This is a genomic window from Gluconobacter japonicus, from assembly GCF_002723975.1.
GTDB classification, from domain to species: Bacteria; Pseudomonadota; Alphaproteobacteria; order Acetobacterales; family Acetobacteraceae; genus Gluconobacter; species Gluconobacter japonicus.
Window position 1 is genome coordinate 1 of the sequence record NZ_BEWO01000001.1, and the last position, 21,842, is coordinate 21,842.

Below are 21,842 nucleotides of genomic sequence, written 5' to 3' on the forward strand. Positions count from 1 at the left end.
TACTCTCAAGCGTCTTATCAAGGATAAGGAATTGCCGATGATGGAGGCGACTGCCTGAGCAAGCAGACAAGCTGAATCCGGTTTGACAGTCCACAGATTCGCGCGTTGTTTTTCCACAGAAAAAATTAGATGTTTTGACCCGATAAAACTTTGTTTTCCATAACTTTATTTAGTTACGTCGGGTCCACCACCAATCTCAGAAATTATTAGTTTTTGGCAGGTTTGAGAGTGGTCTAACCATTTCCTGTCTCACACTGACGCTCAAAGCGTTTGTCTTTAGCAGAAACATAAAGCGATCTCTGTTATTCAGATCACTTCATGCCTGCCGGGATTACACCCTCACTGTTTCTTCAAAAGAACCTGAGCGGCCTCCAGTAACTCACGCCCCAGTTCGGCCGCAGTTTGAGGAGAAAGTGAAAACTGCTCAAGCTTGTCTCCTGCAGGCAAGTGTTCGGGAGACGTTGCAGACTTGATCTGCAACACGATAGCACCATCCTGTACAACAACTGTACGATAGGCTGTTACACTCGAAATATCGAGGTTCCCGTCCTTTTTCAGCTTCCATTCTGACATTGTGTATCCTTTGATTTGCATTCCATCCGCTTAAAGCGCTTTGGCGTTCTGAATAAACCTATCAAGGAATTTCTGTTCATCCACGCCTTCAACGATTGTCATGGATTTCACTCCCGTTCGAAGTGGAGCTTGATCGCGTTTCCAAAGATGCACACGGCCGTAGTTAATCCCCGGAATGGGATCGACATCCATATATAATTCCTGAGATTTCGTAATAAGGGACGGGTCCACAACAATCGCCGCAGCCATCTCGTCCCAGAGCGGCATGGTTTTCATGTATTTTACAACATACTGCGCAACCGGACGCCGGGATTGAGCAATATTGGCAAGATGCTCTTTGGACAGGACCAGGTCAGATGAAATATTCCCAACAACTGTGATTTTGGCCCACGGAGCCGTTAGGGTGATATGCGCAGCTTCGGGATCAAACACCATGTTGAAATCATCTGTAAACGCGGCATTCCCATTAATTGCGGACATATTGGTATCCACAAGGCCGCCCATAAAAATCAATTGTCGGGCAAGTTTGGGAAACTCCGGGTCAAGCCTGATTGCAAGCGCCAGATTGGTCATTGCGCCTGCTTCAAATATCGTTACTTGATGGGGATGAGCGTGCACGGCCCGGATCATAAACTGGGCTGCTTGTTCATGGCTCGCTTGCAGAACAGGTTTGCCTTCAGGAAGCGGGGTCAAGACGGGTTCCTCTGCGAGTGCGTCCTTAATGGACCCACTACCACCCCAAGCCCTTTCCGCGGAAGAACACCATATTGCTCTTCATGCAGACGCATACGATCAACCGTATTCAGAAGCAGATATATCGCCCCATCAAAAACCGGAATATCCGTCCTTCCTGCCAGTTCCAGAAACCTGCGAAGATGTTCTGATTAGGCATTTTCCCATCCATCTCCTGTTGCCACAGTCAGACCCAGCAATTGAATTTTTTTGGACGCCAGAAGCGGGATGAGAGACTGGATGTCCGAGCCTCTTGGTCCGTTGTAATCGTTATCCGCAATAATGAGCTGGCGCTTCCCCTCTGCTGAGAGATCAGGCGCAGCATGAACCGTCGCACAAACGGAAAAACATGACACAGCCAAGACGGCACGCAGGATATGGTATGCTTTGCCGGACATCGCATCCTCCTATCAGAATACCATTGATGACGACCTGCCCAGATTACAGTCGCCTCACCCTGATAGCCTCATCATACGGATCAATAGAAAATGTCTGTGACCTGCTGGGAAACACTTCTCCAACAGGCCAGCTCTACTCAGGCCGCAGTACGAGCAGTAACACCCAGACGAAAGCCTTCTTTCTTCAGAATCTGAATGGAGGCTTCAGAATACTTGGCAACCAGCGGTGTCACATTACCCGGCGCACACCAGAAGCCCAGTGTTACGGCAATATTGGCTGGCTTAGGCAGGAACGATACGGACGGAGCCGGTGCTTTGAGAACAAGAGCATCGTTCTGAAACAGGGCCAGAAGCAGCGCGCGAGCCTTGTCGATATCGTCATTGTAATCAATCAGCAGACTCACCGATGCGAGCAGCCGCTCAGACTGGGAGCTGTTAATGACCACATTGTTCGAGAGCGTACCGTTCGGAACATACACAATGTCGTTCGTGGAATCCTGCAACACGGTTCGGAACATCTCGATTGAGACAACCGTTCCTGTATTGCCTGCAGCCGTGATGGAATCCCCGACCTTGAACGGACGGAACAGCAGGATCAGCACACCGCCCGCAAAATTCGCGAGACTGCCCTGAAGAGCCATGCCGACAGCAAGACCAGCCGCCCCCAGGACAGCGACGAAGGAGGTCGTGGCAATACCCACCATCGACGCAACGCTAATGAGCAGAAGGGCCTTCAGCAGCAAGCCGACAACACTCAGCAGAAAGCCGCGAAGCGTCGGCTCAATATTGCTGGCGGCCATCATGCGCCCCATGCCGCGGGTCACCATATTGATGATGGACCAGCCAACCAGTAGCACCACAATCGCCAGAACAAGCTGTCCAGCGTAACTCAGAAGTGTTGGTAGCCAGCCGTAAAACTGGCCCCACAACGTATTGACGTGATTTTCCATGAACCCCTCTGCTGTTCGTTAAGTTGGCACCATGATGCCGACAGATGAACCGCAGGGTAACGGGCTTGCAAGGTTGCCTTCAAGTCTGTCCCGGAAAACCTCTGACAGTCTCCGGGACTGACATGATTGTCAGAAAGACGCGGTCAGGCTCAGGTTGAAAGAACGCCCGAGCCCCAGCAACGGACCAAGATAGCCGGTCGCCTGATAGTCCCCGAGAGACATCCCCCCAAGCGGCAGGTAATATTTCTGATCCAGAACGTTATCGATACTGCCATCCAGCGTAAAATACCGCCAGTGATAGCTGCCCCCTAACCCGAGCAACGCATAACCGGGCGTCCGTGGTTCCTGACGCAGTCGATCCACGCTCTCCTTGGATTTGACGAGCGTGACATCCACATGCCCGCTCCAGTTCTGGAATGTTTCCCGCAGCGTTATCACGCCGTTCGTTGGCATCTGATGATAGAGCCCGGCGTGAGACACAAGATCCTGCCCGCGCACCCAGTTCAGATTGGCCTGAACCTCACCCTGACCATACACCGTGCTATTCCAAAGCCGGGCAAACATCGAACTGTTGATGCCGTAGCTCTGCGCATTGTGGTTGGCGAACTGAAGCATGGACCGCCCACTGGAAAGCGTCCCGATATTCACGACGTTTATGTAGTGATGCGTGTAGGTATAATAAGGCTGAACCTTGATTTCCCAGCCATGCCCATGCGGATCGTGCAGCGTAACTGTCGTACTGACCGTATTGGCAATTTCAGGCGTCAGATTGAGATTGCCAACATACCCATTCCCATCGCCGAACCAGCCGATCATTGTTGACGCCATGGCACCTCGCCCCCAGGCATACCGCTCATAAAGGTTGGGGGAACGGGTCTTGCGTGCATAACCACCCTCAATGGTCAGACTATCAAGCGCCTGCCACCGCCCCGTCGCCGTGACATCGAAATTGGTATCCGTTCGCCCCCGTGATGCCGCGTTGAAAGCCTTTGCAGCGGCAGCATCCGCCATACTCATCATGCTGGTCCAGGAATAAGGCGCTACCTTTCCCGTATTCATCATGACCAGATCGTTGCGCAGACCGAGTTCTGTGGAGAAACGAGACGTCCACTGGGCTTTCCATTCAATATAATGCCCCAGCCGGTCCCGATGGCCGTTATTCACATTATGGAAGGTGTCCGGCCCCATCATCATGCTGTTCAAAAGCGGCGGCCACCAGTCATTCAGGCCGTTATGATCGAATGAACTGCCAATTCCCAGCGTATGTCTCGGGCCAAGCGGGATCGTGGCCTTGATGGAATAACCCGCAGTCCGGGTGTCCGTATTCATCGGCATCCCGGTCGAGGCCGTATGCCCTCCTTTGTCGGAGAGCATGTTCATCGCGTGATCAACACGCTGCCAGAACCCGCGCGCTTCGAGCGTTCCCCAGTTGAAATCGCCCGTATATTTTCCGTTCACAAACGTGGACCGATTGTTGGTCATGTCCATGTACTGGTTCGGAAACCCTTCATACGGAATATCCTGCTGCCCGACCGTCAGGGCCAGCAAATGGTTTTCCTTGCGAACCCCCAGCGTGACAGCATGATTAAAACTCAGATAGTTCGTAGACAAAACACGTCGGCCGCCACCTCCAGCATGGTAGTCGCTCGCATGACTGTAAGATCCCGTGTACCGCAAACTGAGCCAGTCATTAGCAACTGTCACTGACCCGGAAGCGCCGGAACCACCGCCATTACTGCGGTATTCTCCCTTCGCATGACCGGTCACGAGGATCTTCGAGCTTTTTGAAAAGATTGGGTCCTTGCGATTGACCTCAATCGTCCCGCCCGTGCTGTCCCCGCCCTGACTGACCGACGTAATCCCCGCAATGGCCACAGCGGACGACACCATATCCGGATCAATATAAGACATGGCCGGGTTCATGTGATTGGGGCACGCGGCCTGCATGCGCATCCCATCCACAAATGTCGCCACCCTGTCATCGGCCATCCCGTTGAGCACCGGAAGCGCCGACACACCGCCCGCGGAATAGGCGCTAAACCCCAGACTGCGCTTGAACAGGCTTGTCACATCCGGGTCCGTTGTTGCGGTGTGCCGCACCCCATTGACGGTAATGAATTCTGTGGAAGGAGACTTCCGGGTCTGCGCGTTATCCGTATCGTCCGCAAAAGCCGGGTTCAGGGAAAAGACAAGCGCGCAGCCACACAGCAACAGTCCCGGACGTGACACACGCCGGACATTCGGAAAAAACATGATCCATAACCTTCGATGAAACACAGATAGCCGGCCATCTTTCCCCCAGGCCTGGAGAAAGATGCGGTCGACAGTGACGTGATTTCAGACGAAGTGCGGAGGCCCGGTGGCTGGTGGCAGATGCGTAACCCGCCCGACCGGAGGCGCACGAACAGCATGGCTCCGATAGCACCAGCGGGACCAGCGGATAAGCGTAAGCAGAACAAGAACCGTTGCCAGCAGAACAACGGCTGGAAGATGCAGCAACGGACATAGCGGGCAAGCTGCATCATGATGATGGTGATGCCCGGAATGATGCGCCATTCCCAACATCCCCGTATGCCCCATTGACATCATCATCACTTCTGAGGGAGCTGGAGGCGTATCCGGTCCGATGCTCAGTCCCGTCAGGCGCTCAAATGTGGCACGCGGAGTTTCATCGGGCATGGACTGGCTCTGAAGAGCAAGCTGTCCAAACAGCCCCAACAGAACGCAGATCACCAGCAGCCAACGACCTGTCGTGGCAGAGAAATCCCGACCGTTCCTGAGCTGCCCTGAAACCAGCGTCCGCAACCTTGTTCAAATCTTCTGACGCAGAAAAGATCACTCACTTTGCATTGTAAATACCCAGAGAGACATCAAAATCGCAAATAAACCCCCATCAGGTATAAAGTAATGACTCACCCTATACCCTATGGGGTATCCTGATTTTATTTTAAAAATGAAACAATTCCAAAATCTGTTTGCCTGCAAAAGCATGCGTTCCAGAGAACGTGCCTGACATTTTCATACAAAGCCGTCCAGATTTCGCCACATAAGGCGAGCAGCTTTCGATAAGATCGAGCTACGCCCGTTCAACGGACATCGTGAGAGTGCCATGCGATTTGTCAGTGCGATCAACAGATTCGGCTGGGGCCAGCGGGACAGTAAAGCCTCTGATATGCCTCTCCGGGAATGGCTTTCGCAGCAGCTCAATGAGCCTGATGCAGCCATTTTCTGGAACGTCGGATCATCCCCGGATGGCCTGATCGCCCTGCGGGAACAGCGCAAAACCAAAATGCAGGGTGATCCTCTGGTCAAGCCGATTTTTCAGGCAGAAGTCACAACCCAGCTCGACAATCTGCTTGTGACGGACCAGCCATTCCGAGAGCGGCTTGCCTGGTTCTGGTTCAATCACTTCACGGTCAGCCTGCGTCAGGGCGGCACAAGAGCGGTCATCGGCGCCTATATGCGTGAGGCCATTCGCCCGCATGTAACAGGACGCTTCTCGGACATGCTCCTGGCCGTGATGCGTCATCCGGCCATGCTGATGTATCTGGACAACACATCGTCCATCGGCCCCACCAGCCCGGCAGGACGAAAAAGCCATCACGGGCTAAACGAAAATCTGGCCCGTGAATGTCTGGAACTGCACACGGTCTCGCCAGCCTCTGGCTACACCCAAACAGACGTCACGTCCTTCGCAGCCGTCCTGACAGGCTGGAGCATCGACATGAAGGCCGAACAGCCCGGCTTTGTGTTTCGAGAAAAAGCTCATGAACCGGGCGAAAAAACCGTCATGGGTCAGACCTTCCCCGAAGGTGAAGACGGCGGCATACAGGCCCTGCACTTCCTCGGCACGCACCCTGCAACGTACCGCCACATCGCAACCCAGATGGTCGGGCATTTCATTTCTGACACACCTTCACCGCAGGATATCACCCATATTGCGTCTGTCCTTCGGGACAGTGATGGAGACCTGCGGGAAGCTTCTCTCGCCTTGGCAGACCTTCACGATACGAACCGCTCTGGCAGCAAGTTCCGCTCCCCCATGGACTATGCCACCGCCGTCATGCGAGCCCTGTCTTTAGGGGGCGAACCCAGCCAGCCAGACGATCCACATTCCCCCCCTCATCAGCTTTACGCAGCCTTCGCTTCACTGGGACAACCGTTATGGACGGCCCCGTTGCCAAACGGCTGGAGTGACACTGCGGCAGACTGGAGCGCACCTGCGGATATGCTGGCCCGCACGGACTGGGCATGGCGAATGGCAGCTCATGTGCGGGCCGGAGATCCGATGGAGATCGCCCATATCGCCCTCGGCCCGGCACTCCGACCCCAGACACAACTCGCCATGCATCATGCCGGCTCGCGTCAGGATGCGCTGGCCCTGCTCTTCTCTTCACCCGAATTCCAGAGGCGTTGACCCATGATGATCCATCGTCGCACTGCCCTGCTGGGTCTGGCTGCAAGCTGGACACTCGGGCGTTCCTCTCTCGCGTTTGCCGGTTCACCCGGCGGTCCGGATGATCCACGCTTTGTGGTCATTATCCTTCGCGGCGCACTGGATGGCCTGTCGGCTGTCACCCCATACGGAGATGCCGATCTCAGAACACATCGCCGGGATCTTGTTCTTCCTGAACCCGGACAGGAGGGCGGCCTCCTTGATCTGGGCGGCTTCTACGGGCTGCACCCCTCCCTTCAGACGCTTCACCGCCTTTATGGCGAAGGCCAGATGCTGCCTATTCATGCCGTGGCAGGCCACTACCGCAGCCGCTCCCACTTTGAAGCGCAGGATTATCTGGAAAGTGGCGCGGACGACCGTCTGAGCAGCGGCTGGCTGAACCGGGCTGTGTCCGTCCTTCAAGGGAAAACCAACAGACCGGATGGGTACGGGCTGGCCATGGGGCTGACAGTTCCCCTTCTGCTCCGCGGATCTGCCAAGGTCGGAAGCTATGCGCCCGCTGGAAGCCAGCACCCGGACGAAGATCTTTACAACCAGATCGTTGCCCTGAACGCATCCGATCCCATCACAGGCCCGGCTTTCCGAAACGGCCTGAAAGCCAGAGGCTTCTCGGACGCGGACATGACGGACATGAAGACACCAGCCGCCACAGGAAAACCTCACAAAATCGACGCTTTCACACAGCTTTCCACCGCCGCAGGGCAAATGCTGGCCACATCCCATGGTCCCCGGATCGCCGCACTGGAAATCGGAGGGTGGGACACCCATGCCGCTCAGCTTGGGCGACTGGGAAGCCCTCTCGCCCAGCTTGATCGCGGGATTGGAGCCTTGCGTGAAAGTCTGGGCGAAAGCTGGAAGCGCACGGTCGTCCTTGCCCTGACGGAGTTTGGCAGAACCGTCCGCATGAACGGCACCGGCGGAACGGACCACGGCACCGGCACTGTCACGTTCCTTGCCGGAGGTGCCGTTGCGGGAGGAAAAGTCGGCGGCACATGGCCCGGCCTTCGCCCCAGCCAGCTCTTTGAAAACCGGGATCTCGCCCCCACAACAGATCTGCGTGCCGTAGCCGCAGGTGTCCTGTGTGATCATCTTCATCTGCCACCACAGGCGCTTCCAACGGTCTTTCCCGGCCCAAAAACAAATCCACTCAAAGGCCTGATTGTTTCAGCCTGACAGGAAGGGGAATTTTTGGACGTCCAGCGGGACCGTTTTCAGGACGTACCCATCACAATTGAGCGATCATATGGCTGTATTTCTATGTCACGGTTGCCGTTGAACGCGACGGACGTTGAGGTCAGTGTACGACAACATTTCGTCGTGCCGGGCGACCCCGGCCGCAAGGGATGGCCGCTGCCCGAACCTGGAGAGAAGCCATGTCTGACGAAAACAGGGGGGTCGTTTATCTCGGCCCCAATCATGTTGAAGTCCAGCGGATCGACGACCCCAGAATGGAAACACCCGATGGCCGGAAGATTGACCACGGCGTCATTCTTAAAGTCGTCTCCACCAATATCTGCGGCTCCGACCAGCATATGGTCCGAGGCCGTACAACAGCGCCATCCGGGCTGGTTCTCGGCCATGAAATTACCGGCGAAGTCATCGAAACAGGTTCTGATGTCGAGATGGTCCGCAAGGGTGATCTGGTCTCCGTGCCCTTCAACGTCGCCTGTGGGCGCTGCCGATGCTGCCGCGAACAACATACGGGCGTGTGCCTGACAGTGAATGCCAGTCGCGCGGGCGGCGCCTATGGCTATGTGGATATGGGCGGCTGGATCGGCGGACAGGCCCGCTACGTCATGGTCCCTTATGCAGATTTCAATCTGCTGCGCTTCCCTGACAAAGCTCAGGCACTTGAGCGCATCAGAGACCTCACCATGCTGACCGATATTCTCCCCACCGGCTTTCATGGTGCCATCAATGCCAAGGTGGGTGTGGGCTCAACGGTCTATATCGCGGGCGCAGGACCCGTCGGGATGGCAGCAGCCGCATCGGCGCGCATCCTCGGGGCCGCCGTCGTCATGATCGGCGATTTCAATCCTGAACGCCTCGCCCATGCCAAGTCCGTCGGATTTGAACCCATAAACCTCCAGAACCACGATCGGCTCGGTGACCTCATCGAACAGGTCATCGGAACACCAGAGGTCGACAGCTTCATTGATGCCGTCGGTTTCGAAGCCAGGGGATATGACGGAAAGGAACAGCCAGCCGTCATTCTCAATCAGGCCATGGAAGTTACCCGCCCCGCCGGAGCCATCGGTATTCCCGGCCTGTATGTGACGGAAGATCCAGGCGCTCATGAAGCTGCGGCGCAGAAAGGCAACCTTACACTCCGGCTGGGTCAGGGCTGGGCCAAAAGCCAGTCGTTCCATACCGGCCAAACCCCCGTTCTGCGGTATAACCGCCAACTGATGCAGGCCATTCTGCATGGACGCCTGCCCATTGCTGATATCGTCAACGCAACCGTGATTTCACTCGAAGACGCGCCACGCGGCTACCACGACTTCGACAACGGCGCGCCACGCAAATTCGTTCTCGATCCTCACGGGATACTGAAAAACGCAGCCTGATGCCTGCTTTGTGTCATGATCCGCTTCCCTTCGGGTCATGACAACAAAAAACCCGGCTCTTCGACGGAGACCAATCCATGCCCAACGACACGCCTCTGCATTTCGTCACCCTGCTCGGAAGTCTCCGCAAGGCCTCTTTTAACGCGTCGGTTGCGCGGGCTTTGCCAGAACTTGCACCGGAAGGGGTTTCCATTACCCCGCTCGGATCAATCGGGGACTTTCCCCACTACAACGCAGATGTTCAGGACGCAGGCTTTCCGCCCCCCGTTCTGGCCATGGCGGAACAGATCCGGGCCGCAGACGGCGTCATCATCGTGACCCCGGAATATAATTACTCCATTCCCGGCGTCCTGAAGAATGCCGTCGACTGGCTCTCCCGCGTCTCGCCCCAACCTTTCAGCGGCAAACCTGTCGCCATCCAGACGGCGTCCCCCGGGATGATCGGGGGTGCCAGAGCGCAATACAACCTCCGACAGAATATGGTGTTTCTGGACGCCTTTGTTCTTAATCGTCCCGAAGTCATGATTGGCATGGTCGCAGGGAAAGTAGACCCCGAAACGCTGAAATTCATAGACGAACCCACCTGCAAGTTCATTGCCGGTCAGATCGTTGCGCTCGCCACTCTGGCTAAAAAACTCCAGTCCTAAGCCAAAGAAAAAAAGCCCCGCACCTGAAACCTGATGCGGGGCTTTTCAGACTTTACTCGATCAAATCAATCAGGCTGAAAGCTTGGACAGATCTTCCTGCACATAGCCAATGACCTTGGCATATTCGCGGGGAACGATGTGCCAGAACTGCTCCAGCGTGTGCTCCCAGCAATGCAGCAGGTCAGCAGCGTAAGTGCTGCCCGTTTCTTCCACATGCTGCTCGACAAGCGCCCGTAGCTCAACATCCCAGCGGCTGCCCGGCTGCACGCGGTTCCACATCACCGTGTCCGGATTGATACGGGATTCAAAGCGGTTCTTCGGATCAAGCACATAGGCCATACCGCCCGTGAAGCCTGCGCCAAAGTTGTCGCCCGTCTCGCCGAGGATCACGACCTTGCCACCGGTCATGTACTCGCAACCGTTCGAGCCACAGCCTTCAACAACGGCCGTCGCACCGGAGTTACGAACCGCGAAGCGCTCACCCGCCTGACCAGCCGCAAAGAGCTTGCCACTCGTTGCACCGTACAGAACGGTGTTGCCGATGATCGCGTTCTCTTCCGAACGCCATGTAGACGCCGGAGACTGACGCACAACGATCGTCGCACCCGATAGGCCCTTTCCGACGTAATCGTTGGAATCCCCTTCCACGATCATCTTCAGACCCTGCACCGCGAATGCGCCGAGGGACTGACCAGCCGACCCACGCAGCGACAGCGTAAGCTGGCCCTCCGGCAGTTCATGCATTCCGAACTGACGGGTAATCATACCGGAAATACGCGTCCCGATCGCACGATGCGTGTTCTGCACGTTGTAGTGCAGATGCAGCTTTTCACGACGTTCGAACAGAGGGATCGCATCGGCGACGATCTGCGCGTCCAGCGTTTCCGGAACCTCGTTACGGCCCTCACGGGTGCAGTAACGCGCATGCTCACCCGGATCGGCCTGCACGAGCAAGGAGTTCAGATCCAGATCATCCAGATAATCCGCACCGCGAGACACCTGGCGCAGCATATCCGTGCGGCCAATGACCTCCTCAAGGGAACGAACGCCCAGATCGGCAAGGATATGGCGAATGTCTTCAGCAATCAACGTGAAAAGGTTGATGACCTTCTCCGGGGAACCTTCGAACTTCGCACGCAGCTTTTCGTCCTGAACGCAGACGCCGACCGGACAAGTGTTGGAGTGACACTGACGCACCATGATGCAGCCCATGGCCACCAGCGCAGCCGTACCAATACCGAACTCTTCCGCACCCAGCATCGCCGCCATGACCACGTCACGGCCCGTCTTGATGCCGCCATCCGTCCGCAGCACCAAACGATGACGCAGACGGTTGAGCATCAGAACCTGATGCGCTTCGGACAGGCCCATTTCCCACGGCAGACCCGCGTAATGGATCGAAGACTGCGGGCTGGCACCCGTGCCACCGGAATGACCGGAGATCAGGATGGCATCAGCCTTCGCCTTCGCCACACCCGCTGCAATCGTGCCGATACCCGTCCGGGCTACCAGCTTCACGGTGACGGTTGCCGTCGGGTTGACCTGCTTCAGATCGTAGATGAGCTGGGCCAGATCCTCGATCGAATAGATGTCGTGATGCGGTGGCGGGGAGATCAGCGTCACACCTGGCGTCGCATGACGCAGGCGGCCGATCAGTTCCGTGACCTTGAAGCCTGGAAGCTGTCCGCCCTCGCCCGGCTTCGCGCCTTGAGCCATCTTGATTTCGATCTCGCGGCAGTCATTCAGATACTGCGCGGTCACACCGAAACGACCAGACGCCACCTGCTTGATCGCGGAAGACGCATTGTCCCCGTTCGGGCGCGGCTTGGAACGCTCGGCATCCTCGCCACCCTCACCAGAATCAGATTTCGCGCCAATCCGGTTCATGGCAATCGCCAGCGTCTCATGCGCTTCAGGGCTCAGAGCACCCAGCGAGATGCCCGGCGCGACAAGGCGACGACGGATCTGCGTGATGCTTTCAACTTCGTCCACCGGGATCGGTGCATGAGGCGCCTTGAAGTCCAGCAGGTCACGCAGCGCGACCGGCGGCATCTGGCGCACGGCATCCGCGTAACGGCGATACAGCGTGTAGCTGTTGGCCGAAACCGCACTTTGCAGCATGTGCACAAGCTGGCCGGAGAAGGCATGCGTCTCGCCCTGACGGCGCAGCTTGTAGCGCCCTCCGACCGGAAGCGCTTCAACCTTCTGATCCCACGCAGCCGCATGAGCCTTCAGGATGTTACGGGCGATACCCGGCAGACCAATGCCCGAAATACGCGACGGCATACCCGGGAAGAACTCAGCCACCAGCGCACGGGACAGACCAATGGCTTCGAAGTTGTAACCGCCACGATACGCCGAGATAATGGAAATCCCGAACTTGGACATGATCTTGAGCAGACCCTTGTCCACCGCCTTGCGGTAACGCTCCATCGCCTCACGCATCGTCATCTGCCCAAACAGGCCACGACGCAGACGGTCCGCGATGCTGTGCTGGGCCAGCGCCGGGTTCACCGTCGTCGCACCAACACCGATCGTCACGGCAATAGCGTGAACGTCAATAGCGCTGGACGTCCGCACGTTCAGGGACGTGAAGGTCCGTAGGGAATGACGCACCAGATGAACATGCGCAGCAGCCGTCGCAAGGATCATCGGCACGGCAACACGATCCGGCCCGGTGTTCTCATCCGTCAGGAACAGATGGGTGCAACCGCCCCTGACATGATCTTCCGCCTGAACCCGGATGGAGGCGATCGCCGCACGCAGACCTTCCTCGCCGTCCTCAACCGGGAAAGTACAGTCGATCGAGGCTGCGTTCTCACCGCAGACTTTCCGCAGTTCATCAAACTCACCCACCGTCAGAACCGGGCTGGGAAGCTGAAGCAGATCGCACTGTTCCGGGCGCTCATCGAGGATGTTCCCGAGATTACCCAGACGCGTGATCAGGCTCATCACCCGCGTTTCACGCAGGGAGTCGATCGGCGGGTTCGTAACCTGACTGAAACCCTGACGGAAATAGTGCGACAGACCGCGGTAGATCTTGGACAGAACCTGAAGCGGCGTGTCGTCACCCATGGAGCCAAGGGCTTCGGCAGCCGTCTCGACCATCGGGTGAAGGATGGTTTCCAGTTCTTCATGCGTCAGGCTGACTGCCATCTGCTGGCGACGCAGCACGTCCGCGGCCATACCGTCCGGCTCGACCACATCCCGCACGATCGGCTCGATATTGCGGATGCGCTTGACCCAGCTCTGGAAATCCTGACGGGAGGCCAGCATTTCAAGCAGTTCATCCGGCTGATAGAGGCGACCTTCCTTGAGGTCGAGCGCCAGCGTCTGCCCCGGACCAAGGCGCCCGCGACGCTGAATGCGCGCTTCCGGCACGCGGACCATACCCGCTTCTGAACCCACGATCAGCAGGTTGTCATTCGTGATGGAATACCGCAGCGGACGCAGACCCGCACGATCCAGCCCGGCGATGACCCAGCGACCATCCGTTGCACAGACCGCAGCCGGGCCGTCCCATGGCTCGATGACCGCATTGCAGTAGCGGAACATGGCGCGCGCTGCCGGCGAAATCGCGGAATTCGCACCGCTGGAGGCCGGAATGAGCATCATTTTGGCCATCGGAGCACTGCGGCCACCGAAGGTCATGAGCTCGAAGACGTTATCCAGCGCCGCTGTATCCGAACCCGCAGCCTGCACGACCGGCTTCAGATCCTCCATGTAAGGATCGAGTGCTGCGTGCGACAGGCGCGTTTCGTGCGACCGCATCCAGTTGGTGTTGCCGGAGATCGTGTTGATCTCACCGTTATGCGCCACCTTGCGGAACGGCTGGGCCAGCTTCCAGGTCGGGAACGTGTTGGTCGAATAACGCTGATGGTAGATCGCAAAACGCGAGACAAAACGCTCGTCCAGCAGATCCGGATAAAAGTCCGTCAGGTTCTCGGCCAGGAACATGCCCTTGTAGATGACGGAACGGCAGGACAGCGAACAGATATACAGATCCACCTGCTGGCGGGTCGCCTGCTTCTCAATGCGGCGACGCAGCACATACAGATCACGCTCGAACTCATCCTCCGAACGACCCAGCGTATTGCGGATCATGATCTGTTCGATCTCAGGGCGCGTCTGATTGGCCTTTTCGCCAATGCAGGCCGTATCGATCGGCACCTGACGCCAGCCATAGATCCCGTAGCCGAAGTTCAGAACCTCGGTTTCGATGATCTGACGACCAGCTTCCTGCGACGCCAGATCCGTCTTCGGCAGGAACACCATGCCAACGGCAATGCGGCCGTCGATCGTATCATCGCTGGAGCTGTTATGAATGGCCTCCGCGAAGAAATCCTGCGGGATTTCGACATGGATACCCGCACCATCGCCCGTCTTGCCATCAGCATCGACAGCGCCACGGTGCCAGATGTTCCCCAGAGCCTCGATACCAGCCTTCACGACCGCACGGGACGGCTTGCCATCCAGCGCCGCGACAAGGCCAACGCCGCAGGCATCGCGCTCCTGCGTTGGGTCATACAGCCCCTTCAGACGCTCGACGTTCTCAGCGTATTCGCGGATGAAATCGGTATTCTGTGTCATTCCGCGGCCTCCAGCGCCAGGGTCTTGGTCAGAGAAAGATGCATTGCGTCAGCCGCATCACGGCCGTCCTTGATGGCCCAGACAACGAGGCTGGCACCACGGACAATATCGCCACCAGCGAACACGCCCGGCAGGCTCGTCTGGAAACCACCCGGCGGAACCGTCAGCGTGCCCCAGCGCGTCACGGCAAGGTCAGGCTGCTGCCACTGACCCGGCAGGTCTTCCGGATCGAAGCCCAGCGCGCGGATCACAAGGTCGCCTTCAATAATGGAATGTTGGCCCGTGCCTTCGATGGAACGGCGACCCGTAGCATCCGGTGCGCCAAGACGCATTTTCAGCACCTTCACACCTTCAACCGTGCCTTCGCCCAGAAACTCTTCCGGTGCAGCAAGCCACTCGAAGTTCGCGCCTTCTTCCTCGGCGTTGTAAACTTCCTGACGGGAGCCCGGCATGTTCGCCCGGTCACGACGATAGACGCAGGTCACCTTCTCCGCGCCCTGCCGGATGGACGTGCGAACACAGTCCATGGCCGTATCACCCCCACCAATGACCACAACACGACGGCCCTTGGCATGAAGGCCAACATCTTCACCGGGATCTTCATCATATCCACGACGGTTTGACGCGGTCAGGAAGTCAATCGCATCCACAACGCCGTTCAGGTCAGCACCCGGCACGTCCACAGAGCGCGAACGATAGACGCCCGTTCCGAGGAACACCGCATTATGACGCGTCCGCAGATCATCCAGTGACGTCTCCCCCTCACCCGCACCGATCGGCGTGGAAAGATGGAAGATAATGCCCTGCTCTTCCAGCAGCTTGTGACGACGGGCCACGACATGCTTTTCAAGCTTGAAGCTGGGAATACCGTATGTCAGCAGGCCACCCACGCGGTCCTGACGCTCATAAACATGAACCTCATAGCCGCGCGCCCGCAGACGCTCTGCGCAGGCCAGACCAGCCGGCCCAGATCCCACGATGCCGACACTAAGACCCAGTTCACGATCCGGCAGACGCGGCTGCACCCACCCCTGCTCGAAGGCATTTTCCGTAATAAAGCGTTCGACAGCACCGATCGTGACGCTCTCGAACCCCTTCTGGATGACGCAATTGCCTTCGCACAGACGATCCTGCGGGCAGATACGGCCACAGATTTCCGGGAAAGTGTTGGTAGCCGAAGACATTTCATAGGCTTCCTGCAAACGGTCTTCCGCCGTCAGCTTCAGCCAGTCTGGAATGTTGTTGCCCAGCGGGCAATGCACGGAGCAGAACGGAATACCGCATTGAGAGCAGCGGGAGGCCTGCTCTTCAGCACGGCTCGTCGCAAACCCACGATAAATCTCTCCAAAATCCGCACGACGCTCAGCAGCATCGCGCTTCTCCGGAAGGATCTGTGGGTGATTGACGAACTGCAACATCCGTTCGGCCATGCGCCGTGTCTCCTAAACAAACCATATGTTCCGTGGAACACACGAAATCGGTGGAGTACCAGCTATTCCGTCACTTTACGTGATAACAGTCAGTGATACTTACCTATAAGCAAAAACCATGTTTGGATCGCCGCTTTCATTGCAGAAATCCCACATTATTTAGGTCCGATATGGACCAATCAGGATTTGAGCTGTCGATAGAGCTTGAAAACTCCCGTCTTCAGATACTCCGGCACCACCATCCGCATGGACACCGGATGGATATCCAGCGTCTGCAAATTGTCCGGCCCCGGATGCACCACATTATCAACAGACATCATTGCCACCTGATCCCGCGTCAGCAGATGGCCTGGCAGCTTCTCCAGCACAGAGGCTTCAAGACGGGCAAGCGCCGCCGGGATGGGTAACAGAAACCTGTGACGACCAGATGCCTCCAGAACAAACGCCATCATCTCCCGCATACTGAGAATGTCAGGGCCACCAGCCTCGACGATACGTCCCGCATGCTCCGGCTGCAGCAGACGCAGCAACGCTTCCGCAACGTCTTCGACAAAAACCGGCTGATAACGTGTGTGCTGAGCAAAAACCGGCAGAACAGGCGAGACTGCGGCGATCAGAGCAAACAGATTGAAGAAACTGTCCTCAGGGCCAAACACAACCGAAGGACGCAACAATCCAGCATCCGGAAACACACGCCTGACAACCCGCTCAGCCGCCCCTTTACTCCGGCCGTAAGCCCCCGGCGATGTGAGCGAAGCCCCGATTGCAGACATGTGAACATAACTCTTCACCCCCGCACGCTGCGCCCGGACCGCCGCCAGATGAGCGCCCTCCACATTGATCTTGTGAAGAACCTGCACATCCGGCGTCATGACCGAAACCAGATTAACCGCCGCATCCGCTCCATCAAACAGCCGGTCCAGTTGCTCCGCATCATTGACAGAGACTTTCAGGAACTCGACACGCCCCGTTCCTCTTGCTGCTCCAAGCCCCTGAATCGCCTCAGGATTTTGACTGCCGACCCGAACGACATGCCCTGTCGCCACCAGTTTCCTGACAAAACTGCGGCCAATAAAGCCACCGCCGCCAAGGACCGCCACCTTGCGTGGCGACGTCCAGGAAAAAAGTTTCTCCATTTTCTTCTTTTCTTTCATACAGACAGTTGACGCGTCCCTACAGTCGGGCTAAACGCCTCTTCACCAACCCGGGATGCCTCAGGAAACTGAAAAACCCGGTGCTTTCTGAGCCCAGATGGCGGAATTGGTAGACGCGCAGGTTTCAGGTACCTGTGTCCGAAAGGACGTGGAAGTTCGAGTCTTCTTCTGGGCACCACAGACGGTCAGGCTTCATAAGCCTCCCCTCTGAGCTTCTAAAAAAATTGGTGACAACAACATGAGCCAGCAGAACGCCATCCATCTTCATGACGGCGACCTGCCGGACGATTTTGATATTGGCCCTGTTGTCGCCATCGATACCGAGACCATGGGTCTCAATCCCCACAGAGATCGTCTCTGCCTCGTGCAGCTTTCCGCCGGTGACGGTGAAGCGCATCTTGTGCAGATCAAACCCGTTTCAATGGGTGGGCGCGGTTATGACTGCCCCAATCTCAAGGCTCTTCTGTCGGATGACTCCATCACCAAGCTGATGCACTTCGCACGCTTTGATGTGGCCGTTCTCCAGCACGCTCTGGACATCACCGTTTCTTCCGTCATTTGCACCAAGATTGCCGCGCGACTGGTCTATACCTTCACGGACCGCCATGGCCTGGCTTATCTCTGCCGCGATCTGCTGGGTGTCGAGATGAGCAAGCACCAGCAGAGCTCTGACTGGGGCGCAGACGTCCTCACGGAAGACCAGATGCGCTATGCTGCGTCTGACGTGCTCCATCTGCACGCTCTGTGGGAGAAACTGGAAGCCATGCTGATCCGTGAAAACCGCCGTGAACTGGCGCAGTCCTGCTTTGATTTTCTATCGGCCCGCGCCCGTCTGGACCTTCTGGGATATGAAGATCCCGATATTTTCGCGCACCGCGCCTAATCACAATCCGGCTTCGAAATCATGACCTGCCACGCTGTCTCGCCGCTTCCCTCAGCCCTGCACACTCTTGCAGCGGAACGTCAGGGCCTTGAGGCGCTGGAAGCGGCCTTTCAGTCCTCGCTCGGATCTGCCTTCACGCAGGCTGTGGACCGTATTCTGAACTGCGCTGGTCGTCTGATTGTCACGGGTATTGGCAAATCCGGGCATATAGGGCGCAAGATCCAAGCCACTCTGGCCTCCACCGGCACCCCCTCCCTTTTTGTGCATCCTGCCGAAGCCTCTCATGGAGATCTGGGCATGGTGGCACCGGGCGACCTGATTCTGGCCCTGTCAAATTCGGGCGAAACCACCGAGCTTGCCGCAATTCTAGCATACGCTGCCCATAAAAAGCTGGGCGTGATTGCGATAACCTCCGTCGAAACGTCCGCGCTCGCCCGTGCGTCAGAAATTGCCCTCGTGCTTCCGAAAGCCCAAGAAGCCTGCCCAATGGGACTGGCTCCAACGACGAGCACACTTCTCCAGCTTGCTCTGGGCGACGCGCTGGCCATTGCGCTCCTCGAAAAACGTGGCTTTACCGCCAATGATTTTCAGACCTTCCATCCCGGCGGCCGCCTAGGCGCCAGACTGCGACCAGTGTGGGAACTGATGCACACCGGCGACGCTTTGCCTCTCGGAAAGACCCGCCTCTCACTCCGGTCGGTTATTCTGGAGATGACACGCAAGGCTTTCGGGTGCATGGGTGTTACAGACGACGCAGGTGTCCTCTGCGGCCTCATCACGGATGCGGACCTCCGCCGTGCTCTACATCGTGATCTCGACGCGACAACAGCTGAAGAAGTGATGAACCGGTCACCGATCACGACCACCCCCGCGACTCTGGCACAGGACGTCCTACTTCTTATGAATGCACGCTCCAAACCCATCACAAGTCTTTTTGTCGTTGGCGATGATGGGCGACCACAGGGCATCATTCACCTGCATGATCTTTTGCGGGCGGGCCTGTCATGAACACGCCTCAGGACGACAAACGCCCCCGGCGTGATGATTTCGCCGAGAACCGCAGCGAGAGCCTTGCCAAACTCGATGCCCTCCGCCGCGCGGCTTTTGACCGGGTGCGTACAGCCCCAAATGCTGAGCAACTCGCTCGCAGGCGGTCCCTGCTGGGGTTCGCCAAATGGGCCCTTCCCGGCCTGGCACTGGTTCTGCTCAGTTCGATCGCGGCATGGCCTGAGATTTCCCATCTTGTGAATCAGAACCGTGCGGCCCTGAAAGAAATGGCCCGTCTGCGCGTCGAAAGCGGCAACATGGAAAATGCCGTTTATCGCGGTCTGGACGCACATAACCATCTCTACATGATCACGGCCCGCACTACGCATCAGCAGGGTCCGGACCGTGTGGATCTGGTGGACCCCGTGGCGGATATTGAGCTTTCAGGCAATTCCTGGGCTCATATCAAGGCCGATCGCGGCGTTTACATGCAGCACGAGCAGACCCTGAACCTTGATGATCACGTCGTCCTGTATCGCGATGACGGCACACTCATGAACGGTCCGTCCGCAGATATGGACCTGAAACAGGACGTGATTGCATCGCGTGACTGGGTGCATGCCGAAGGGCCATTTGGTACGCAGGATGCTCAGGGCTATTTCCTGGACCAGCATGCGGGTATCATGCAGTTTACAGGACCGGGTCTGACGGTCCGCAATGATGATAACGGTCCCCCTTCCCCGGCGGCCCGCCTCCGCCAGGAAGGAGCCAAGACAGAGAAATGATGAGCCGCATCAGCCGACTGCTTCCCATTGCAGGACTTCTTCTCGCGACTGCAGCCACTCCCGCCGCCTATGCGGACGGGTTGGACATGTCTCATGGCGAGGCTGTCAAACTGTTCTGGAAAAACGAAGAAATCTACGATCGCAACGCCCAGACCGTCACCCTGACAGGGGGTGCCCGCGCCGTCCGTGGTGATGTGACGGTCGATGCCGATACACTCATCGGATATCTCCGTAAAAAGACAGCGCCCGACGGCCAGCCAACACCGCCCCCGCCAGCAAATGGCCAGAGCGGCGAAGCCGACCCGATGGGCGGCTCGCTTGAGCTGTACCGCATCGAGGCACGCGGGAACGTCCATATCTATAACCAGACGGATCAGGGCTGGGGCGATCACGCCCTGTACGACATGGATCAGGCCGTCATGGTCATGACGGGCAAGCACCTGAAGCTTACGACGCCACAGGACGTTCTGACGGCACGGGACGTCATGGAATATCATTCCAAGACCCGCATGTCCGTCGGTCGCGGTGATGCAACCGTCACGACCAATGATGGCAAGCAGGTCAAGGCAGACGTTCTTGTCTCCTTCAGCGCACCGGATTCGCCTGCACCCGCTGGTCAGTCCCAACCCGCCAGCACAAATGGCAATCCGCTTGGTGGCGGATCGTCCAAGCTGGATCGTGCCTATGGCTGGGGCCACGTTGTCCTGCGCACCCAGACCCAGACCGCAACGGGTGATCGTGGCGTCTATGTTTTCGCGACGCAGATTGCCCGCCTGATCGGCCATGTTCACGTGACGCAGGGCCAGAACCAGAACAACGGCTCGCAGGCCATCGTGAACATGAAAACCGGGATTGCCACGATGCTGCCAGGATCGGACTCTCCTATTCAGGGACTTGTCGTTCCCAACGAAGCCAACAGCAGTCAGGCCCCAAAGTGACCGAGACACCTTCCACAGCTCCCGTGCTTCAGACCGGCCTTGTCGCCAGCGGTATTGGCAAGACTTACAAGAAGCGTGCCGTCGTCAAAAACGTCTCGCTTCAGGTTCAGCGTGGCGAAGCCGTGGGTCTGCTCGGGCCGAACGGCGCGGGCAAAACCACCAGCTTCTATATGATCGTGGGACTGGTTCAGCCTGACACGGGGTCCATCACGCTGGATGGTGCAGACATCACGCAGCTTCCGATGTATCGCCGTGCCCGCCTTGGCGTTGGCTACCTACCGCAGGAAGCCAGCATTTTCCGTGGGCTAAACGTCGAACAGAACATCATGGCGGCGCTGGAAGTGATCGAATCCGATCCTGAAAAGCGTGAAACCATGCTGAACGGCCTTCTGGCCGAGTTCGGCATCACGCATCTTCGCCGCTCGCCTTCGCTGGCACTGTCAGGCGGTGAACGTCGTCGTCTGGAAATTGCCCGCGCTCTGGCCAGCCAGCCGAACTATATTCTGCTTGATGAACCTCTCGCCGGTATTGATCCGATTGCGGTGGGCGAAATTCGCGATCTTGTGTCTCACCTCAAGGATCGTGGCATCGGCGTGCTGATTACGGACCATAACGTCCGCGAAACGCTTGAAGTCATTGACCGCGCCTACATCATGCATGGGGGTCAGGTTCTGATGGAAGGCACCCCGGAAGCCATCGTCGCAAACGAAGATGTGCGCCGGGTCTATCTTGGAGAGAACTTCTCGCTCTAA

Annotated in this window: 18 protein-coding genes and 1 tRNA gene; 10 read left to right on the forward strand and 9 right to left on the reverse strand. The window is 57.5% G+C overall.

All coding sequences use genetic code 11. The annotated features are described in order from the left end of the window. Nucleotides 1-339 precede the first annotated feature (339 nt). The 6 genes from GJA01_RS00005 to GJA01_RS00025 form a co-directional block, all read right to left on the reverse strand. Nucleotides 340-573, reverse strand: coding sequence for a hypothetical protein (locus tag GJA01_RS00005; RefSeq protein ID WP_062503685.1), 234 nt, complete (start codon nt 571-573; stop codon nt 340-342). A 30-nt stretch (nt 574-603) separates the two neighbouring features. Then, a complete protein-coding gene (locus tag GJA01_RS15460; protein ID WP_253783261.1) occupies nt 604-1,266 on the reverse strand; it encodes a nucleoside hydrolase in 663 nt (220 codons plus the stop codon). 191 nt (nt 1,267-1,457) lie between these two features. After that, nucleotides 1,458-1,703, reverse strand: coding sequence for a hypothetical protein (locus GJA01_RS15465; RefSeq protein ID WP_253783259.1), 246 nt, complete (start codon nt 1,701-1,703; stop codon nt 1,458-1,460). Nucleotides 1,704-1,840: 137 nt separating this feature from the next. Then, nucleotides 1,841-2,653, reverse strand: coding sequence for a mechanosensitive ion channel family protein (locus GJA01_RS00015; RefSeq protein ID WP_010501344.1), 813 nt, complete (start codon nt 2,651-2,653; stop codon nt 1,841-1,843). A gap of 129 nt (nt 2,654-2,782) precedes the next feature. Then, nucleotides 2,783-4,906 (reverse strand): TonB-dependent receptor, encoded by a 2,124-nt coding sequence (locus GJA01_RS00020; RefSeq protein ID WP_062503683.1) that lies wholly within the window; start codon nt 4,904-4,906, stop codon nt 2,783-2,785. An 84-nt stretch (nt 4,907-4,990) separates the two neighbouring features. After that, a complete protein-coding gene (locus GJA01_RS00025) occupies nt 4,991-5,458 on the reverse strand; it encodes a DUF2946 family protein (RefSeq protein ID WP_253783257.1) in 468 nt (155 codons plus the stop codon). Nucleotides 5,459-5,762: 304 nt separating this feature from the next. Here GJA01_RS00025 and GJA01_RS00030 point away from each other — a divergent pair, with 304 nt between their 5' ends. The 4 genes from GJA01_RS00030 to GJA01_RS00045 all read left to right on the forward strand — a co-directional run bounded on the left by GJA01_RS00030 (nt 5,763) and on the right by GJA01_RS00045 (nt 10,323). Further along, on the forward strand, nt 5,763-7,070 hold the full coding sequence (locus GJA01_RS00030) for a DUF1800 domain-containing protein (RefSeq protein WP_082785256.1): 1,308 nt from the start codon (nt 5,763-5,765) through the stop codon (nt 7,068-7,070). A 3-nt stretch (nt 7,071-7,073) separates the two neighbouring features. After that, nucleotides 7,074-8,282: a DUF1501 domain-containing protein gene (locus GJA01_RS00035; protein ID WP_062503681.1), complete on the forward strand. Its 1,209-nt coding sequence runs from the start codon at nt 7,074-7,076 to the stop codon at nt 8,280-8,282. Nucleotides 8,283-8,482: 200 nt separating this feature from the next. Then, nucleotides 8,483-9,676, forward strand: a complete 1,194-nt coding sequence (fdhA, locus tag GJA01_RS00040) for a formaldehyde dehydrogenase, glutathione-independent (protein ID WP_062503692.1) — start codon at nt 8,483-8,485, stop codon at nt 9,674-9,676. 77 nt (nt 9,677-9,753) lie between these two features. Then, nucleotides 9,754-10,323, forward strand: a complete 570-nt coding sequence (locus GJA01_RS00045; protein ID WP_062503679.1) for an NADPH-dependent FMN reductase — start codon at nt 9,754-9,756, stop codon at nt 10,321-10,323. 69 nt (nt 10,324-10,392) lie between these two features. Here the strand turns inward: GJA01_RS00045 and gltB are convergent, their stop codons facing one another. From gltB to GJA01_RS00060, 3 genes are all read right to left on the reverse strand, one after another. After that, nucleotides 10,393-14,913: a glutamate synthase large subunit gene (gene gltB / locus GJA01_RS00050; protein WP_062503677.1), complete on the reverse strand. Its 4,521-nt coding sequence runs from the start codon at nt 14,911-14,913 to the stop codon at nt 10,393-10,395. Then, nucleotides 14,910-16,343 carry an NAD(P)-dependent oxidoreductase gene (locus tag GJA01_RS00055; RefSeq protein ID WP_062503675.1) on the reverse strand — a complete coding sequence of 478 codons (1,434 nt, stop codon included), beginning with the start codon at nt 16,341-16,343 and terminating at the stop codon, nt 14,910-14,912. Before GJA01_RS00055 ends, gltB begins: the two co-directional genes overlap by 4 nt. 179 nt (nt 16,344-16,522) lie before the next feature. Beyond that, nucleotides 16,523-17,479 carry a complex I NDUFA9 subunit family protein gene (locus GJA01_RS00060; protein WP_253783255.1) on the reverse strand — a complete coding sequence of 319 codons (957 nt, stop codon included), beginning with the start codon at nt 17,477-17,479 and terminating at the stop codon, nt 16,523-16,525. Nucleotides 17,480-17,588: 109 nt separating this feature from the next. Between GJA01_RS00060 and GJA01_RS00065 the strand changes: the two genes are divergently transcribed. From GJA01_RS00065 to lptB, 6 genes are all read left to right on the forward strand, one after another. Further along, a tRNA-Leu gene (locus GJA01_RS00065) sits at nt 17,589-17,675 on the forward strand. Nucleotides 17,676-17,735: 60 nt separating this feature from the next. Next, nucleotides 17,736-18,380: a ribonuclease D gene (locus GJA01_RS00070; RefSeq protein ID WP_062503672.1), complete on the forward strand. Its 645-nt coding sequence runs from the start codon at nt 17,736-17,738 to the stop codon at nt 18,378-18,380. Between the two features lie 21 nt (nt 18,381-18,401). Beyond that, the gene (locus GJA01_RS00075; RefSeq protein WP_062503670.1) at nt 18,402-19,388 is read left to right on the forward strand and encodes a KpsF/GutQ family sugar-phosphate isomerase; all 987 of its coding nucleotides are present in this window, start codon (nt 18,402-18,404) and stop codon (nt 19,386-19,388) included. Then, nucleotides 19,385-20,152 (forward strand): LPS export ABC transporter periplasmic protein LptC, encoded by a 768-nt coding sequence (gene lptC, locus GJA01_RS00080; protein ID WP_062503667.1) that lies wholly within the window; start codon nt 19,385-19,387, stop codon nt 20,150-20,152. Before GJA01_RS00075 ends, lptC begins: the two co-directional genes overlap by 4 nt. Next, nucleotides 20,149-21,090 carry an LptA/OstA family protein gene (locus GJA01_RS00085; protein WP_062503665.1) on the forward strand — a complete coding sequence of 314 codons (942 nt, stop codon included), beginning with the start codon at nt 20,149-20,151 and terminating at the stop codon, nt 21,088-21,090. Before lptC ends, GJA01_RS00085 begins: the two co-directional genes overlap by 4 nt. Next, the gene (gene lptB / locus GJA01_RS00090; protein WP_061929239.1) at nt 21,087-21,842 is read left to right on the forward strand and encodes an LPS export ABC transporter ATP-binding protein; all 756 of its coding nucleotides are present in this window, start codon (nt 21,087-21,089) and stop codon (nt 21,840-21,842) included. Before GJA01_RS00085 ends, lptB begins: the two co-directional genes overlap by 4 nt.